Origin of the sequence: Halomonas sp. EF61, assembly GCF_040147045.1 — a bacterium.
Taxonomy (GTDB): domain Bacteria; phylum Pseudomonadota; class Gammaproteobacteria; order Pseudomonadales; family Halomonadaceae; genus Halomonas; species Halomonas litopenaei.
Genome location: NZ_JAMSHM010000001.1, coordinates 882,401 through 900,483 on the forward strand (window position 1 = coordinate 882,401; position 18,083 = coordinate 900,483).

An 18,083-nucleotide genomic window follows, 5' to 3' on the forward strand; every position below is an offset into this window, starting at 1 on the left:
ACCAGCCGTTCATGCAGGCGCCTTTGTCGTCGTCCACTTGGGCAAAAGCCGGGGCGGGCCTACTCCTGCGCGCTTGCGTCAGGTCAAACTCCCGCACGGGCCAGCAGCGCCTCGGTATCAACGCTATCACGCTGGGCCGGCGTCAAGAAGCGTTCGGCGTAGTCGCTGTAGATCCGCTGCTCCAGCATCAGCCGGAAGATCTCGGGGTCCAGATGGCCCTCCCGCACCATGTCGGCCAGCGTCGCCAGTGCCCGGGAAAGGGTCATGGCCGACTTGTAGGGGCGGTCCGCGGCGGTCAAGGCCTCGAACACGTCCGCCATCACCATGACCCGCTCCTCGAGGCTGGCGTCCTTCATCGCCAGTCTGCGTGGATAACCGGTACCGTCCATACGCTCGTGATGATTGCCGGCGATGGCCGGGACCCGACGCAGGTGCGCGGGCCAGGGCAGCGCCTCGAGCATCATGATGGTCTGGACCACGTGCTCCTGGATGCGGAATCGCTCGACCTCGTTGAGGGTGCCGCGGGACACCCTGAGATTGAAAAGCTCGCCCTGATGGCCGGCCAATTCACTGGGCCGCATGTCGAAACGCCAGACATTGTCGGGGTCGTCCGGCGCCACCGCCGGGCGAGAGCGGTGCCAGGGGATCTCGTGGCGTGGCAGGTCGGCCAGCAGGCGCTCCTCCGCGGGCAGCCTGCGCAGAGGTTCGCGGGACATGCGTTTGAGCTCATCTCGCGATACCCCAAGCCGATCATCGAAGTGCCGCCACCAGCGCCACTCGGCGATGACGTTCAGGCGCTCCAGCAGCTCATCGCTGATGGCCTCGCCCCCCCGATTGGCCTCGGCCACGCATTCAAAGGCTGCGATCAGCTCCTGCTGTCGCGCATGGCGCCGTCGCTCCAGCGTCACCGGATCGCCACCGTGGGCGCGCCCCTGCCAGTAGGCCACGTCGGCATCGCGCCACAGCACCTCGAAGCGGGTGCGAATCTCATGGATACGGTCGTAGCGGGCCTCGAGCTTGGTGGCCTTTTCCATTACCTCGTCGGGGATCGCCAGCTTGCCGCAGTCATGCAGCCAGGCCGCCAGATGGAAGGCGCTGCGGCGGGTCGCGTCGAAGTGAGTCTCGGCGTATATCCCGTGCTCGCTGCGATCGATGCCCTCGACGATCATCTCCGCCAGTACCGGCACTCGTGAGCAGTGGCTTCCGGTATGCGGCGACTTGGCGTCGATGGCATGGGCCACCAGCTGGACGATGCCCTCCAGTAGACGCGCCTCACCACGCAGCAGTCGCCTCAGGTCGATGGCCACCGCAGCCGCCGCCGACACTTCGGCGACGAAGGCACGCCAGTGAGCGTCATCATCGTCCAGCGAGCGCCGCGCCAACGCCAGTAGACCCAGCGTCGCTCCCTCCCGGTTACGCAGCGGCTGCAACAGATAGCCGGCCGCCTCAAAGCGCTCGATCAGCGCTTCGAGCTCGGCCTCGGAGCCTTCCTGCAGTCGCAGCTCCCGACTCCGGGGGTCCGCATCGGGATCCCTCGCCTCCCCCTCCCTGGCGATCCGAGCGAAGCGTCCCTCGTCCTGTTCATCGGCCAGATAGATGGCGCCGGCGCGACTGCCGGTGCCGCGCAGCAGATCCTCGAGGATGCTGGTCAGCATGCGATCCAGGCGTGGCTCGCTGTTGAGCACCCGGGTGATGCGTCCAAAGCCCTCGATACCACGCGCCAGCCGGCGCAGTGCCACGCTGAGCCCGCGCACCTCGGTCACCCGAGAGCCGACACCGTCGCAGGCGGAAAAATCGTAGCGCCCGAGCGCCTCGACCTGTCCGGACAACTCCCGCAGCGGACGCCCCAGTCGTCGTCCCAGCAGCACCCCCAGCGGCAACAAGGCCAGCGTCACGATCCCCGCCAACAACGAACTCTCCAGCATCATCTGGCGCACATCGGAGGTCAGCTCGTCTTCCGGGACGGCTGCAATCAGCCGCGTGGCCTCGCCCCCCAGGGTGACAAAGGGCAGCACCAGCCCCCACCACTGGCGACCGTCATGGGACAACCGCCGCGGTGGCTGGTCGACGTTCGTGGTCAACAATTGCGCCAGCACCGGCATGGCCAGATCCTCGAAAGAGGACAATTGGCGGGCGTTGCCGGGCCCAGGATCCAGTGTGGCGTCCAGGGTGGTCGCCAGCGCCTGGCCGGAGGCGGTGACCACCGCCATGCGTGTCTGCGGCGTCAACCGCAGGTCATCCAGGCCGACGCCGAGGTCCCGCGAGGCGACATCCAGGCCGACCACGGCGTCACCGCGGCGGCGCGCCATGCTGATGCCGATTTCGCCAGTGTTGAAAAACACATAGGGAGCGGTCAGGAAAGGAGCGTCACCCTCGGGTGCCTGCTGAAACCAGGGACGGCTGCGCGGATCGAAGAAGTACTGGTCGAGTCGCTCGCGCCCGAGCGGAGCAAGCGATGGATCGAACAGATGCCATTCACTCTGCGGTGGCTGGCCAGGGCGTGCATCCACCACCAGCGCCAGGTAGGCCGCGTCCTGGCCGCCGCTATCGACCAGGTCGGGACGCTTGCTCTCGAGCATGCGATCCACCGCGCGAAACATCAGGAAGTCGCCGCTGCCATAGCCGATGTAGACGGCGTCGACCAGTCGATGGGCTTCCAGCGCCGCCCTCATCAGCGGCAACGCTGCCAGCCGGCCGTCCCAGTCGTCGGCCTCGCCCGGGGCCCCGTTGGCCAGCATGTCGATGGCCACCCGTGCCGGCCTCACCAGCGCCTGGGTGCGCGCCTCCAGGGTGTCGACCAGCTGAGCCGAGGTCTCTTCCAGGGTCGCCCCCAGCGTGCGCTGGGACTGGTGCCAGGAGAACCCCAGCAGCGCCACCGCCATCACCACCATCACCCCGACGATAACGATACCGATCAGCCACTGCACCGGAATGACGAGACGATGGCGGTACATGGTCGGACCTCTCGTGACGAGGCAAACGGGACTTTCAAGCGTGACGAAACGCCCTAAGCCGAAAGGGGTAGCGCTCTCTCCACTATATGTGCAGATCTGCAGACGCGTATCCCGAACACAGCAGCAGGCTCCACGTTAGGTCAACGCCGAGCTCGGGCCCGGATGGCATCGATATCGACCTGGTCGATCTGTCGGTCGGCCACAAAGGTATCGGCGTAGCGCCGCCACACGCCGCTATCCAGCAGCAACTCGAAGACCGCCGGGTCCAGGTGGCCGTCCTTGACCATGTCGGCCAGGATCTCCAGCGCGCGGGACAGCGGCAGGCCATTCTTGTAGGGACGATCGGAGGCGGTCAGCGCCTCGAACACATCCGCCAGCGCCATGATTCGCTCTTCCAGGCTGGCCTCGCCGAGTCGCAGCCGCCGCGGATACCCCTGTCCGTCCATGCGCTCATGGTGATTGCCGGCGATCTCCGGCACTCGCTTCAGGTGAGCGGGCCAGGGCAGAGACTCGAGCATGATGATGGTCTGGATCACGTGCTCCTGCATGCGGAAGCGTTCGACGTCGTTGAGGGTGCCTCGGGCGATGCACAGGTTGTAAAGCTCCCCCTGATGCTCCGCCAGGGACGGCGGCTCCATCGAAAAGCCCCAGTGATTGTCGGGGTCCTCGGGATGCACCGGGGGACAGGGACGCTGCCAGGCAATGCGATGACGGGGCAGATCGGCAAGCAGACGTTCTTCTGCAGGCAAGGCGCGACGGGGTTCTTCGGCCATGTTGTCCAGTTCGGCCCGTGACAGCCCCAGGCGGTCATCGAAGTAACGCAGCCAGCGCCACTCGCCGATGGTCTCCAAGCGCTGGCAGTCGGCCTCGCTCATCGCCTCGCGGCCATGGTTGGCCTCGGCGACGCAGGCGTAGGCCTCCTGCAGCTCCTGGCGCCGACGCTGCAGTACCTGGTCAAGCTTTGTTGCTTCGCCCCCCTGGGCGATGGCGCGCCAGTAATCGAGTTCGGCGTCTCGCCACAGCACCTCGAAGCGGGTGCGGATCTCGTGGATCCGGTTGTAACGGGTCTCGAGCTTGGTGGCCTTCTCCATGATGTGGTCTGGGGTGGTCAGCTTGCCGCAGTCGTGCAGCCAGGCCGCCAGGTGGAAGGTGGCGCGCTCTTCCTCGCTGAGGTGAACCGCAGCAAAAGGGCCCTGGCGCGCCCGGTCCACTTCGTCGATCAGCATCTCCGCCAGTTGCGGTACCCGGGTACAGTGTCCCCCGGTGTGGGGTGACTTGGCATCGGTGGCCCTGGCGACAAGCTGAATCATGGCGTCCAGCAGACGCGCCTCGCCCTCGAGCAGGCGGCGCATGTCGATGGCCACCGCCGCCACCGATGACACCTCGGCGACGAAGATGCGCCACTGGTCATCATCCTGACCACCGTCCCGGTGCGCCAGCAGCAGTATCCCGAGACGCTTGCCGGCGCGGTCGCGCAGCGACTGCACCAGATACCCTTGCGCCTCCAGTGCCCGCCGCACCTCCAGCAGAGGGCCCGAGTCCTGGTCGACCTCGAGCGTCGCCGGCAAGGAGGCATCGCCCCACCCCTGACCCGCCTCGGCGACCGGCGACAGGCGGCCAGAACTGTCCTCGTTGGCCAGATAGATGACCCCGTGGTGGCTGCCGGTGACGTTCAACAGCTCATCGAGGATGCCGTCAAGCATCACGTCGAGTCGGTGCTCGCGTCCCAGCATGCGATTGATGCGCCGAAACTCGCCGACGCGATGCACCAGAGTGTCCAGCGCACCGGACAGGTGAGCGACCTCGCGCACCCGGGAGTCGACCCCGCGATAGGCATCGAGGTCGAACTCGGAGATGGTCCGTACCTGCTCGCCCAGTTCGCGCAGTGGGCGCCCGAGTCGGCGACCCAGCAGGATGCCGAGTGGCACCATTAACGTCACCAGCCCCAGCGACAGCAACAGACGGTGCCACAGGGATTCACGCAGGCTCGCCATCAGCTCCCGCTCCGGCATGGCCACCAGCAGCCAGGCCAGTCGACTGCCGAGCATGTCGAAGGGCAGCGCCAGCCCCCACCAGTACTGCTCACCACAGAAGTAGCGGACCGGCGTCGCCAGCACCCCCTGATCCTTGAGCTCGATCAACGGCGCCTCGCCCAGATCCTTCAGCGAGGTCCCCGGCAACAGCGCCGCATCCTTGTCCGCGTTGTGGGCGAGCACATCGCCCTCGGGGGTAGTGATGGCCAGCAGTGACCCCTGGGTGGTGGCAAACGCATGGATTTCCTTGCCGAGATCCGCGGAGGTCATGTCGATGCCAAGCACGGCGCGTCCGTCACGGGATCGCTGGGACAGGGTGACGCCCTGTTCACCGTTGGTGAAGAAGGTATAGGGAGCCGATAGCTGCGGGCCGTACTCGTCCAGCGCCTGACGAAACCAGGGTCGATCGCGCGGGTCCAGGCCGTGGCTCTCGATGGCGATGCGACGTAGCTCCCTTGCCTCATCGTCGAGTACCTGCCAGTAGCCAGCCAGGCCTTGCCGCCTGTCGCCGTGCAGGATCAGCGCCAGATAGGTGCCACCGGCCAGATTCAATGAGTCGGATACCGCCCCGGGCGACAGTCGCTCGATGGCGCGAACCATCAGAAAGTCGCCGTTGTCGGAGCCGATGTAGGCGCCTCCCAGCACTTCCTGGGCGTCGACCACCGCCGCCAGCATGGGCAGCAGATGATCGCTTTGCGCACTGTCGAAGTTCTCGATGCTCGCTTCTCTGCTCAACACACCGAGCATCGCCCTGGAAGGTTCGATCAACGAGCGGGTCTTGACCTCCACCGTCGCCGACAGCTGCTGGCTGGATCGCTGCAGCGCCTCGACCAGCGAGTCCCGAGCCTGATCCCACGACTGCCACAGCAGCAGACCGGCCATCATCAGCGTCATGCCGACGATGGAGCTGGCGATAAGCCATTGGATCGGGAGTTCACGGCGGGCAGATAGAGGCATTGAAGGACTCGAGGGTGGCAGTCGACCAGCAGTGACGACTACCTATCATTCTATGCCAATTCAGCCGCTCTGGAGCAGAGGGCGACTACCCCCTATGCACTACTTCGCCCACATCTTTCGTCTTGGCCCTCTCCCATGGCGGCCATGCCTGCCCAGACGTTCAGGTCAGCAGCCGCGTCATGCCCAGCCACACCAGACGCAGCGACAGCGCGGTCAACACCACCCGAAATCCGGTGTCGAAACGCCGCTCCGAAACGTGATGCAACAGGCGCAGTCCAAGCCAGGTGCCCAACACCCCGACGCCGATCATCAGCAGGATCAACCACAGCCAGTCGGCGAACAGGAAACCGGCGACGCCGAAGACGAAGGCCTTGGTCAGGTGCTGGAAGGTCATGCAGGCGGCGAAGGTGGCCACCGTGCCCTGGCGGGAGTTGCCGTGCTGCTTGACGAAGGCCGCCACCATGGGCCCACTGGCGCCGACAAAGCTGGACAACAGGGTGGTGACGGCGCCGGCGATCAGGGTGCCCAGGCGGCCCAGGGCGCGCTTGGGCAATCCCGGTCCCCACAGGGTATAGAGCACAAAGGCGGCAATCGACAGTTCCAGCACCCCGCTGGGCAGGCGGATCAGCAGCCAGCCGGCCACCAGGGCGCCGACCAGGGCACCGGGGACAAAGGTCGCCAGCAGCGGCCAGTGGACGTGCCGCCAGCTCATGGCCAGGCGTCCGCCGTTGGAGCCCAGCTGGACCATGCCATGCACCGGGATCAGCGCCGCCGCCGGCATCACCTGGGCCATGGTCATGATCAACAGGGTGCCGCCGCCCACGCCCAGCGACGCGCTGATCATTGAGGTGACACCGGACAGCAGGATCAGGCCGAGACTGACGACGGGGGACAGCGGCGAGATGGCGGCGAGCCACTCCATGGCGACAAACTCCTGAGACAAGAAAAGCCAGAAGCTTACCTTTGTGTGCCACGGCTCGCACTCGCTGACGACCAGCCTGCCAACATCGCCTCGCTACCCGCAACGCCAACGCCGATCGATCTTCCGGGTGGAAGATCGATCGGCGCGGGTACTTTCCATGAAGGCAAGAGCCGTGACGACAGGATCAGCGATGGGCACATTCAGCGGCTGATACAGAGAAGAGGCTCAGGCCAATCATCAGGATCAGCGTTTCAGGCCAAGCGCCGCCAGGGATTCGCGCTCGCGGCGGGCGTAGAGCTCGAGTTCATCGCGCACCGAGGCCCCCAGCGCCGCCTCGAAGGCGTCGCGGTTGGCGTTGCCCTGTCCCACCGTACTCTCCTCACCGCCCAGGTTGGACTGGAAGATGCCCGCCGCCGACACCGGCAGGAAGTCCTCGTAGGTCAGCGGCTCGGCCACCACCTTGCCGGCGGCGATCTGTGCCTCCACAGAGGCGTCACCGTCGAACTCGTCCAGCGCACGGTAGACGAAGTAGGCCAGACCCTCGCGGCGCAGGGTGGTCTCGTCATCGGGGAAGTCGGCGAAGACCTCGGCCAGGCGTGCCTGATGGGCGGCGTTGTCCAGCCCCTGGGTCGCCTTGCGGGCCTCGCCCAGCAAGCGGTCATAGAGCGCCCGGCCCTTGGGGGTCAGGGCTACACCACGCTGCTCGATCTCGCCGAAGCGGGCGGTATGGCTACCCTCGGCGTCACCGACGAAACGGGTGGTTTCTTCCAGCGCCTTGAAGCTGGTCTGACGCAGCAGGATCGGACAGGCGCGCCGGGGCGGGCCCTCGATCACCGCCTTGGGCGTCATGCCATGCTCGGGCATCCGGCGCTGGGCTTCGTCGATATCCAGGGTCCGCGGCGTCAGGTGATTGATGTGCGGGCCACGGAAGCAGACCACGTCGGCGATCAGACGGTGGGCCGAGTGCAGCCGCTCGTAGGTGGCGCGGTCCACGGTGGCGTCCTGGTGCCAGCGGAAGGTCTCCAGGGCTTCGGCGACGAAGCGCTTGGCCTGTTCCTCGGTGAGGCCACCCTGCTGCTCGAAGGTAGCGATCTGTTCACGCACCCCCGGGGTGAAGATGTCGCGCTTGGCCAGGATCTCGCTGGCCAGGGTGCGCAGCTCGACGTCCTCGATCAGCTCGAGGCGCAGCAGCGAGGTAAACAGGCGGAAGGGATTGCGCGCCAGGGCCTCGTCGGTGACCGGGCGAAAGGCGGTGGAGTGCACCGGCACCCCGGCCTCGGACAGGTCGTAGTAGCCCACAGGGAACATCCCCATCACCGCAAACAGGCGCCTCAGGGTGGCGAGTTCCTCGGCCGTGCCCACCCGGATCGCACCGTGACGCTCGACGCCCAGGCGAGCGTGCTCGCCGCTGGCCTCGAGCCGCTCGGCCAGCGCCGGATCAGCCTCGAGGGTCTGCCGATTCACCTGCTCGACCAGTGACAGCAGGGTGCCGTACTGGGGCACCTCGGCCTGGTACATGGCCGACATGGCAGAGGCAAAGCGGTCACGAATCTCGTCGGCGGTCACAAAGTCGGAAGACATCCGGGCTCCTATCGGTTGGCAGGCGGTGATGCCACCGATAAGACCAGAGCGGGGAGGCGGCGACAAACGAAAATTATCGCTGGTTGTATTCCTTCAAGGAATGCCACGGCGGTGGTCGCCGCCATCGCTCTCGACACTCCGCGCCTTTATCGGTGCAGTCTCTCTCGCAGCGACGCCATGGGAGCCACCCCGCGCTACCAGTCCTCCAGCTTATGTGCCTCGCCTGCGGTGCCACCCGTCCGCCTTGCCGCGCTCTGCGGGCGCAAGCGCGCGGCCAGGGCGCCTCAGTGCCCCAGGATCTGACTCAGGAACAGCTGGGTACGCTCCGAGCGCGGGTTGTTGAAGAACTCCTGGGGCGGCGCCTGCTCGATGATCTGGCCCTGATCCATGAAGATCACCCGGTCGGCCACGGTCTTGGCGAAGCCCATCTCGTGGGTCACGCAGAGCATGGTCATGCCTTCCCGGGCCAGCTCGATCATCACGTCCAGCACCTCCTTGATCATCTCCGGGTCCAGCGCCGAGGTGGGCTCGTCGAATAGCATCACCTCTGGGCGCAGACACAGCGCGCGCGCGATGGCCACGCGCTGCTGCTGGCCGCCGGACAGCTGGCCCGGGTACTTGTGGGCCTGGTCGGCGATCTGCACCCGCTCGAGAAACTCCATGGCGGTGGCCTCGGCCTCGCGCCGGGGCTTCTTCTGCACCCAGGTCTGGGCGATGCAGCAGTTGTCGAGCACCGACAGGTGGGGGAACAGATTGAAGTGCTGGAACACCATGCCGACGTGCCGGCGGATCTGTTCGATGCGCTTGACGTCCTGGGTCATGTGCACCCCGCCCACGGTGATGCGGCCCTGCTGGTGTTCCTCCAGGTGATTGATGCAGCGGATCAGGGTGGATTTGCCGGACCCCGAGGGCCCGCACACCACGATGCGCTCCCCTGGCTGCACGGTCAGGTCGATGTCGCGCAGCACGTGGAAGTCCCCGTACCACTTGTTGAGGCCGTCGATCTCGATCATCGGCGTGTTCGAATCCGCCGTGGTCGCCGCTTGAGCAGACATGGCTGCCTCCCGATCAAATTTGTTGTTGTGGGCCGTCAATGGCCGGTATGTAGACGCCGTTCGATATATTGGCTGTAACGTGACATGCCGAAGCAGAAGATCCAGAACATCAGCGCGGCGAACACGTAGCCCTCGGTGGCGAAGCCCAGCCAGTTGGTGTCTGTGAGCCCGGCACGGATGATCGCCAGCAGGTCGAACAGGCCGATGATCAGCACCAGTGAGGTGTCCTTGAACAGCGCGATGAAGGTGTTGACGATGCCCGGGATCACCAGCTTGAGCGCCTGGGGCAGGATGATCAGGCCCATCCGCCGCCAGTAGCCCAGGCCCAGCGCCTTGGCGGCCTCTTCCTGGCCTCTGGGGATCGCCTGCAGGCCGCCACGCACTACCTCGGCCATATAGGCGCTCCAGAAGAACATGATGCCGATCAGTGCGCGCAGCAGCTTGTCGAACTCGACCTCGCTGGGCACGAACAGCGGCAGCATCACCGAGGCCATGAACAGCACCGTGATCAAGGGCACGCCGCGCCAGAACTCGATGAACACCACCGACAGGCTGCGCACCAGTGGCATCTGCGAGCGCCGGCCCAGCGCCAGGATCACCCCCAGCGGCAGCGAGCCGACGATGCCGACGATGGCCACGGTCAGGGTCAGCATCAGCCCGCCCCACTCACGGGTGGGCACCGCCGGCAGGCCGAAGTGGCCTCCCAGCAGCAACAGCCAGGCGATCACCGGAAAGCCGACCAGGGCGAAGATCACCACCCAGCGCTTGGCCGGCAGCCGGGGAATCATCAGCCAGGCGATGGTGGCCACCAGCAGCGCCAGGGTGATATCGACACGGTAGCGCTCGGCCTCGGGGTAGAAGCCGTAGACGATGGTCTCGAAGCGGGCGCTGATGAACACCCAGCAGGCGCCCTCGCCGGTGCAGGCTTCGCGGGTGGTGCCGATCCAGTCGGCGTCGATCAGCGCCCACTGCACCAGCGGGGACAGCGCCCATACCAGCACCGCCAGGGTGATCAGCGAGACCACCGAATTGAGCGGGGTCGAGAACAGCCGACTGCGCAGCCAGCCGGTGACACCATGGCGCGCCACCGGCGCCGGCCGGGCAGCGATCATGGAATGCTCGGTGGACGCGGCAGCCGGCGCCACCTCGGGCTCACTCGGGGGGTGCACCGGGGACTGGGAAGGAGGTGTGGGACGCTCGGTCATGGCAGCAGTCCTCCAACGAAGACAGGCAAGCGGCTCATGGCAGAGCGCATGGTTGGCGTATTCATCTCAGCGCTCCTTGAGCAGGGTCCGGGCGTTGTAGACGTTCATCAACGCCGACACCACCAGACTGATGGTCAGATAGACCGCCATGGTCATGGCGATGATCTCTATCGCCTGGCCGGTCTGGTTGAGGCTGGTACCGGCGAACACCGCCACCAGGTCGGGATAGCCGATGGCGGTCGCCAGCGACGAGTTCTTGATCAGGTTCAGGTACTGACTGGTGAGCTGCGGCACGATCACTCGCATCGCCTGGGGGATGACCACCTTGCGCAAAGTGATGTTGCCCGGCAGGCCGATCGCCCGGGACGCCTCGATCTGCCCCTTGGGCACCGACTGGATCCCTGAACGCACGATCTCGGCGATAAAGGAGGCGGTGTAGATCGACAGCGCCAGCCACAGTGCCATCAGCTCCGGGATCACGGTGATACCGCCGGAGAAGTTGAAGCCCTTGAGCGACGGCACGTCCCAGGCAAGCGGGCTGCCGCTGGCCACGAACACCAGCAGCGGCAGGCCGATGATCAGGGCGCTGCCGAGCCAGTACACCGGCAGCGCCTTGCCGGTACGATGCTGCAGCCGTCTGGCGTAGATACCAAGGGCCACCACCGCCAGGATCGCTACCACCAGCGCCAGCTGGGTCAGGCCGAAGCCTGGCTCGGGCACCGGCGCCGGCACGATCAGCCCGCGCACGTTGAGAAAGAACGCCTCGAGCAGCGACATGCTCTGGCGCGGACTGGGCAGGGCCTGGAGCACGGCGAAGTACCAGAACAGGATCTGCACCAGCAGCGGAATATTGCGGAAGGTCTCGACGAAGGCCGCCGCCAGGCGAGCCAGCAGCCAGTTGGGCGACAGCCGGGCGATACCCACGGCGAAGCCGATCAGGGTGGCGGCCAGAATGCCGAGCCCGGACACCAGCAGGGTATTGAGCAGCCCCACCACGAAGGTGCGGGCGTAGCTGCTGTCGCCGGAGTAGTCGATCAGGGTTTGGGGGATCGAGAACCCGGCGCGCTCACCGAGGAAGTCGAAACCGGTGGTGATGCCCCTGGCCTCGAGATTGGTCAGGGCATTGCCGATCATCATCGCGATCAGCGCGGCGAGGCCTGCCAGCAGCAGCGCCTGGATGATCAGCGCACGAAAGGCAGGACGCCGCCATAGCGGCGTCCGTTCGATAGGGGGCGTGGACATGGGCGAGCCTCTTGCTGGACGACGCTTGTCTCCGGCCCGTCTCGCGGCCGTGGGCATTCACCCGCGAACGGCAAGTGGGCCGGCGCGCGACGTCGTCGCTCTATCCGTCATGGGTCGGACGACCCCGGCCATGGCCGGGGTCGCAGCGGACAGTATCAGCGGATCGGCGGGGCGTAGAGGATGCCGCCTTCGTTCCACAGGGCGTTCATGCCACGGCTGATGCCCAGCGGTGAGTTCTCGCCCACGGTATCGGCGAACACCTCACCGTAGTTGCCCACCTGGGAGACGATGTTGTAGGCCCAGTCGTTGGTCAGACCGAGCTGCTCTCCGTAGGTGCCGTCAACACCCAAAAGGCGCGCCACCTGGGGATTGGGCGGATCATTCTTCATCTGCTCGGCGTTGTCGCTGGTGATGCCCAGTTCCTCGGCATTGACCATGGCGAAGACCGTCCACTTGACGATGTCGAACCACTGGTCGTCACCCTGGGCGACCACCGGGCCCAGCGGCTCCTTGGAAATCAGCTCGGTGAGGATCTCGACGCTGTCCGGTTCCGGCAGCTGCAGGCGCAGGGCGCTGAGCTGGGAGGTGTCCGAGGTGAGCACGTCACAGCGCCCGCTGGCGAAGCCCGAGGCGGTCTGGTCCGGGGTATCGAAGGTCACGGTGTTGATGTCGATGCCCTTGGCCGGGAAGTAGTCCGCCAGGTTGAGCTCGTGGGTGGTGCCGGACTGGATACAGATGGAGGCGCCGTTCAGATCCTCGAGGCTTTCGATGCCGAGATCCTTGGCCACCATGAAGCCCTGACCATCGTAGAAGGTGGTCGTCGTGAAATTGAGGCCCAGGGAGTTGTCCCGGGTGGCCGTCCAGGTGGTGTTGCGCGAGAGCACGTCGATCTCACCGGACTGCAGCGCGGTGAAGCGCTCCTTGGCGGTCAGCGGGGTGAACACCACCTTGTCAGCGTCGCCGAAGATCGCCGCCGAGATGGCGCGACAGGTTTCCACATCGAGTCCTTGCCAGTTGCCGTTCTCGTCCGGCGAGGAAAAACCGGACAGGCCGACGTTGACACCGCATTGGAGTTCGCCGCGGGAGGTGACTTCGTCCAGGGTGGCGGCCGAAGCACTGCTCGTCACGCCCAGCGCCGCTGTGGATAGCGCGGCGAGGGAGAGGGTCAGCAACGTCTTGTTATTGTGTCGCATGGATTCAACTCCAGTAATGGATGAGCGTTGTACGCCCATTCACTATCCGAGCCTCGGCCGGCGTGGTCAATGCTGGTGTCGACGTTTGTTTTAAACGATGGATTGAAGATCGATGGCAGCCCCCATCGAAAAGAGGCCCAGGAGGAGCGTGCCCGCTGGCACGCCCCCTCCGGGCAAGACGCACTGACCTCCACCACGAGCACGCCTTGTATCAGGACAGCGCCACGTCCTTGGGCGTTGTCCGAAAAGCCGCCGATCGCAGGCACTTTTCACATAGGCCTCTAGTGCGAGGTGCCTTCTTCATAGTGGGTCTTGTTCCACACGTTGTACTTGCCTGACGGCTTGTCCATCGGCACCCGGATGATCTCCTCGAGGGTATCGGCGTCGTAGGCAATTACCGCGCCGTCGCGCTCCCACAGGCTCAGCAGTAGGGTTTCGCCGTCACGGTCGAACTCCACGTGGGCAGACGTCTTGCCCGGCTCCGGGATCAGGGTGCGCACGATCTCGAGGCTGTCCTTGTCGATCACGTGGACACGATCACGGTTGGGCCCGAAGAACACGTCGGTCCAGGCGTAGCGGGAGTTTTCGTGGCTGCGCAAGAAGAAGCCCGGGCCGTCGGTATGCAGCGTCTTGATCAGCGAATAGTCGTCCATGTCGATGATCGAGACTTCCGGCTTGGCCAGGTGGGGAATCGCCATCACCCGACGTCCGCCGGTCTCCCAGGTGATGCCGGAACCCAGATGGGGCATACCCGACAACGGCAGGTCGGCCAGCTTGTCGCCGCTGTCCAGGTCGATGACCATGGCCCCATCGCCACCGCGGGAGGCGCCGATGACGCGGCGGTACTCGGGGTCAAAGAAGAAGTCGTCGAGGTAGTCCGGCACCGGCAGACGCCGGACCTCGAAGCTCTCGCCCCTGGCCTCCAGAGCCTTGCGCGCGGGATCCAGCGGCTCGTCCATATGCCCCGTGGCCACCACCGCTTCAGGCGCCACCGGCCAGGGGATCTCCCACAGCTCCTTGACGTCCTTGAGCGCGGCGATAAAGCTCGAGCGCGGTGGCGCGGCGTAGACGGCGCTGACCCGGGAACCGTTGCCTTCGGCGTCGGCAGCAGGATAGACCCGCATGGGATCGAGCTGGTGGGCGTCGAACAGCACCAGGTTGCCCGGCAGGGTGTTGGCGGCCATCACGTAGCGGCCATCGGCGGACACCGCGATATTGCGCATATTGATGCCGGCGCGAACTTCGGCCACCACGGTGAAGTGGTAAAGATCAAACTTGGTGATCCAGCCATCGCGGGAGCCGAAATAGACGTAGCGGCCGTCCGGGCTGTACTTGGGCCCGCCATGCAGGGCAAAGCGGGTGGGGAAGCGCGCCAGGCGCTCGAAGGTGTCGCCGTCGAGCACGCTGGCGTGGTGATCGCCGGTCTCTACCACCACGAACAGATTCTGCGGATCGGCGTCGAACTCAGGCGTGTCATCCAGGCTGCCAGGAGGATGCGACACCACCTGGCTTGCGCGGATATCGTCTAGCGTCCAGTCGGGGGGCACCGGCGGGTCACTCAGCACCCAGTCGCTCAGCGCATCGACCTGGGCCTCGGCAAGCGTGTCGGTAAAGCCGGGCATCTGGGTCGCGGGGCGGCCATCGGCGATCACCCGACGAACCTCTTCGGGCTTGATGCGCCCCAGGTTCTGGGGCAGCAGCGCCGGCCCCATGGCGCCCAGACGATCGGCGCCGTGGCAGCTGGCGCAGTGATCCTGATAGAGCTGCGGCGGAGCCGAATCTGTCGCCTGCGCCTCGCCCGATACTGGCATCAAACCCAGCATAAAACCCGGCACCAGCCCCGGCATCAGCCCAATCAGGGCCGCGCCCAGCAGTCTTGCCGTGTTCATGCCACCGCCTCCGCCACCGCGTCCATATCGAGCCGCCCGGCCAGGGACACCACCTCGCCCACCACGATCAGGGTCGGCGGCCTTAGCCCCTCGGCCTGAATGGTCTCCGGTAACTGGTCCAGGCGAGTGATCACCCGGCGCTGTTCCCGGGTGGTGCCGCGTTCGATCAGCGCCACCGGGTGGTCGGCGGGCAGACCGTTGGCGAGCAATTCGCCTTGGATCAGCTCGGCGTTGGTCAGCCCCATGTAGAACACCAGGGTGTGGTGGCGACTGGCCAGCGAGCGCCAGTCGAGATCGAGACTGCCATCGGCGCGGGCGTGGCCGGTGACAAAGGTCACCCCCTGGGCGTGGTCACGATGGGTCAGCGGGAAGCCGGCGTAGGCGCTGCAACCCTGGGCCGAGGTGATTCCCGGCACCACGCGAAAAGGGATCTGGTTGTCCACCAGCATCTCGGCCTCTTCGCCGCCGCGCCCGAAGATGAAGGGGTCGCCTCCCTTGAGGCGCACCACCCGTTTGCCGGTGACCGCCAGGCGCACCAGCAACTGGTTGGTTTCCTCCTGGGTCAGGGCGTGGCAACGCGCCGCCTTGCCCACGTAGAAACGCTGGGCCGCCTTGGGCGCCAGCGCGAGCACCTCCGGCGACACCAGACGATCATAGACCAGGCAGTCCGCCTGGCTGAGCAGGTAGAGCGCGCGCAGGGTCAAAAGGCCTGGGTCACCGGGGCCGGCGCCGACGATGGCCACCTCGCCGGAGGCGAGCGGCGCTTCGCCGAGCTGGTCGTAGAGGGCTTGCAAGGACATGGTGATCTCCCGTTCAACCGGTCGTCAGAATCATCTTGGGCGAGACGGCGTCGGTCAGGCCGATCTCGTCATCGTCGAGGTAGCAGCCCGGGTCCTCGGCCCAGGGATCACCCTGGGTCTTGAAGGCGCGCACCCGGGTATTGCCGTTGCAGATCGGCAGGTAGCGACAGGCGCCGCAGCGTCCCTTGAGCGGCCGTGGCCGACTGCGAAAGCCCTGCATCAGCGCGTCGTCGGCCTCGCACCAGATCTCCGAGAACGGCCGCTCTCGCACATTGCCAAGGTGGTGGTCCCACCAGAAGGAGTCCGGGTGGACATTGCCCAGGTTGTCGATATTGGCGATGTACTCTCCGCTGGCATTGCCACCCCAGGCGACCAGACGCGCCTTCAGCTCCTCGACCCGATCGGGGAAGTGACGCCTGGCCCAGTGCAGCAGGAAGGGCCCGTCGGCGTCATTGTTGCCGGTGACGTACTCGCGCCGGATTCCCGCCTCGAGATCGGCGCGACAGCGATCGAACAGTCGGGTCATGGCGTCGCGGGTCATCGCGTGCCAGGCGTCGTGCTTGCGGTGGCGATGGCCGCGTCCGCCGTAGTTGAGGTGCGACAGGTAGAACTTGTCGACGTCGTGCTCGGCGGTCAGCGCCAGGATGTCGTCGAACTGGGCGTAGTTGTCCCGGGTCAGGGTGAAGCGCAGCCCTACCTTGATGCCCCGTTCCTTGCACAGCCGGACTGCAGCCATGGACTCGCGAAAGGCGCCACGACGCTGGCGGATCTGGTCATGGGTCTCCTCCAGGCCGTCGATGCTGATGCCGACGTAGTCGTAACCGGCATCGGCGATGGCGTCGATGTTGTCCTCGGTGATCAGGGTGCCGTTGGTGGAAAGCCCGGTGTACAGCCCGAGTTCCTTGGCCCGATGCGACAGTTCGAAGATGTCGGGACGCATCAGCGGCTCACCGCCGGACAGGATAAGCGCCGGCACCCGGAAGGCCTTGAGGTCCTCGAGTACCTTCATCGCCTCCTCGGTGGACAGCTCACCGGCGAAATCGACGTTGGCCGACACCGTGTAGCAGTGCCGACAGGTCAGGTTGCAGCGGCGAATCAGGTTCCAGATCACCACCGGGCCCGGCGGGGTGCGGGCAGGCGTCAGTGGCGTCGGTTCGAGCAGGCTGTCGATGTAGCGGGTCACTCGGAACATGGCGAGGCTCCCTTCACGCTGGCGAGCCGCAGCCCGGTCTTCTTGAGGATGCGGCTGCTGTAGAGAATACGGTGATCGCGACAGGCGTCGCCCAGCCATTCACGCAGCCGTGCGGCCTGCGCCTCGACCTCGTCACGCTGGTGGCCGTGCAACATCACGAACAGGTTATAGGGCCAGTCCGGCAAGCGACGGGGCCGCCGGTAGCAGTGACTGACACCCGGCCAGTCGGCCAGCTGCCGGCCGAGTTCATCGATGCGCTCATCATCGACGTCCCACACCGTCATGCCATTGGCCAGGTAGCCCAGGCGATAGTGGTTGGGTACCGCGGCGATACGGCGCACGACGCCGCTCAGGCGCAGGCGCTGAAAGCGCGCCAGCACCTCCTCACCGCTCATGCCGATGGCCGCGCCCACTGCGGCCCAGGGGTCGGCCACCAGCGGCAGGCCCGCCTGGGTGGCTTGGATCAGGGCGCGGTCGCCGTCGTCCAGCACAGAGACGTCGTCGCGGCCCCTAGACGGGCAGGTGGAGATGGACATGGAACTCCTCCTCCTTGGGCAGGTTGATCACCTCGAGCCCGGTGGCCTCGGTGATGGCCTCGATCACCGAGGCGACACGGCCGGGGCGATCACAGGCGATGACGAACCACATGTTGTAGTGGTGCTCGCGGCGATAGTTGTGGGCCACCTCGGGGAAGGCGTTGACGACCTCGGCGACGCGCTCGAAGTCGGCTTCCGGCACCGCCAGGGCAGCCAGCGTCAGGGCACCGCCGAGACGCTCGGCCTGGAACATCGGGCCAAAGCGACTGAGGATTCCTCGCTCGAGCAGCGACGACAGGGCGTCGAGCAACTCGCGCACCCCGAGCCCCAGCTCCAAGGCCAGGTCGCCGTAGGGGTCCGGGGTCAAGGGCACACCCAACTGCAGGCGGTTGATGATCCGACGCTCTACCTCAGACAGCGCAGCCACCGCGTCATGGCGAGCGGTGGCAGCGTCGTGTGGGTGGCGGTCGGGGTCGCCGGGAAAACCCCGGGACGGTGTTTCTGAGCTCATGGCTCCTCCGGGG

13 protein-coding genes are annotated in these 18,083 nt (G+C 66.1%); all 13 read right to left on the reverse strand.

The window, feature by feature from the left end; all coding sequences use genetic code 11:
- Positions 1-83: 83 nt before the first annotated feature.
- The 13 genes from NFI08_RS03910 to NFI08_RS03970 all read right to left on the reverse strand — a co-directional run bounded on the left by NFI08_RS03910 (position 84) and on the right by NFI08_RS03970 (position 18,070).
- A complete protein-coding gene (locus NFI08_RS03910; RefSeq protein ID WP_349587348.1) occupies positions 84-2,954 on the reverse strand; it encodes an HD domain-containing phosphohydrolase in 2,871 nt (956 codons plus the stop codon).
- Between the two features lie 140 nt (positions 2,955-3,094).
- Positions 3,095-5,944, reverse strand: coding sequence for an HD domain-containing phosphohydrolase (locus tag NFI08_RS03915; protein WP_349587351.1), 2,850 nt, complete (start codon positions 5,942-5,944; stop codon positions 3,095-3,097).
- 160 nt (positions 5,945-6,104) lie between these two features.
- Complete coding sequence (locus NFI08_RS03920; protein ID WP_045993508.1) at positions 6,105-6,866, reverse strand: sulfite exporter TauE/SafE family protein; 762 nt, start codon at positions 6,864-6,866, stop codon at positions 6,105-6,107.
- A 243-nt stretch (positions 6,867-7,109) separates the two neighbouring features.
- Entirely contained in the window at positions 7,110-8,447 is a 1,338-nt protein-coding gene (hglS, locus tag NFI08_RS03925; RefSeq protein WP_349587355.1) for a 2-oxoadipate dioxygenase/decarboxylase HglS, read from the reverse strand.
- Between the two features lie 284 nt (positions 8,448-8,731).
- Entirely contained in the window at positions 8,732-9,460 is a 729-nt protein-coding gene (locus NFI08_RS03930) for an amino acid ABC transporter ATP-binding protein (RefSeq protein WP_045993549.1), read from the reverse strand.
- A 77-nt stretch (positions 9,461-9,537) separates the two neighbouring features.
- The gene (locus tag NFI08_RS03935) at positions 9,538-10,614 is read right to left on the reverse strand and encodes an amino acid ABC transporter permease (RefSeq protein ID WP_213229428.1); all 1,077 of its coding nucleotides are present in this window, start codon (positions 10,612-10,614) and stop codon (positions 9,538-9,540) included.
- 159 nt (positions 10,615-10,773) lie between these two features.
- The gene (locus tag NFI08_RS03940; protein ID WP_349587358.1) at positions 10,774-11,949 is read right to left on the reverse strand and encodes an amino acid ABC transporter permease; all 1,176 of its coding nucleotides are present in this window, start codon (positions 11,947-11,949) and stop codon (positions 10,774-10,776) included.
- Positions 11,950-12,104: 155 nt separating this feature from the next.
- Positions 12,105-13,142 (reverse strand): amino acid ABC transporter substrate-binding protein, encoded by a 1,038-nt coding sequence (locus NFI08_RS03945; RefSeq protein ID WP_045993511.1) that lies wholly within the window; start codon positions 13,140-13,142, stop codon positions 12,105-12,107.
- 281 nt (positions 13,143-13,423) lie between these two features.
- Positions 13,424-15,031 (reverse strand): cytochrome D1 domain-containing protein, encoded by a 1,608-nt coding sequence (locus tag NFI08_RS03950; protein ID WP_349587361.1) that lies wholly within the window; start codon positions 15,029-15,031, stop codon positions 13,424-13,426.
- On the reverse strand, positions 15,028-15,831 hold the full coding sequence (gene cobA, locus NFI08_RS03955; protein WP_108448654.1) for a uroporphyrinogen-III C-methyltransferase: 804 nt from the start codon (positions 15,829-15,831) through the stop codon (positions 15,028-15,030). The genes NFI08_RS03950 and cobA overlap by 4 nt, the downstream gene beginning before the upstream one ends.
- A 13-nt stretch (positions 15,832-15,844) precedes the next feature.
- Positions 15,845-17,023, reverse strand: a complete 1,179-nt coding sequence (gene nirJ / locus NFI08_RS03960; RefSeq protein ID WP_349587365.1) for a heme d1 biosynthesis radical SAM protein NirJ — start codon at positions 17,021-17,023, stop codon at positions 15,845-15,847.
- Positions 17,011-17,559: a siroheme decarboxylase subunit beta gene (gene ahbB / locus NFI08_RS03965; protein WP_108448652.1), complete on the reverse strand. Its 549-nt coding sequence runs from the start codon at positions 17,557-17,559 to the stop codon at positions 17,011-17,013. The genes nirJ and ahbB overlap by 13 nt, the downstream gene beginning before the upstream one ends.
- The gene (locus tag NFI08_RS03970; protein WP_240184217.1) at positions 17,534-18,070 is read right to left on the reverse strand and encodes an Lrp/AsnC family transcriptional regulator; all 537 of its coding nucleotides are present in this window, start codon (positions 18,068-18,070) and stop codon (positions 17,534-17,536) included. Before NFI08_RS03970 ends, ahbB begins: the two co-directional genes overlap by 26 nt.
- Between the last annotated feature and the right edge of the window lie 13 nt (positions 18,071-18,083).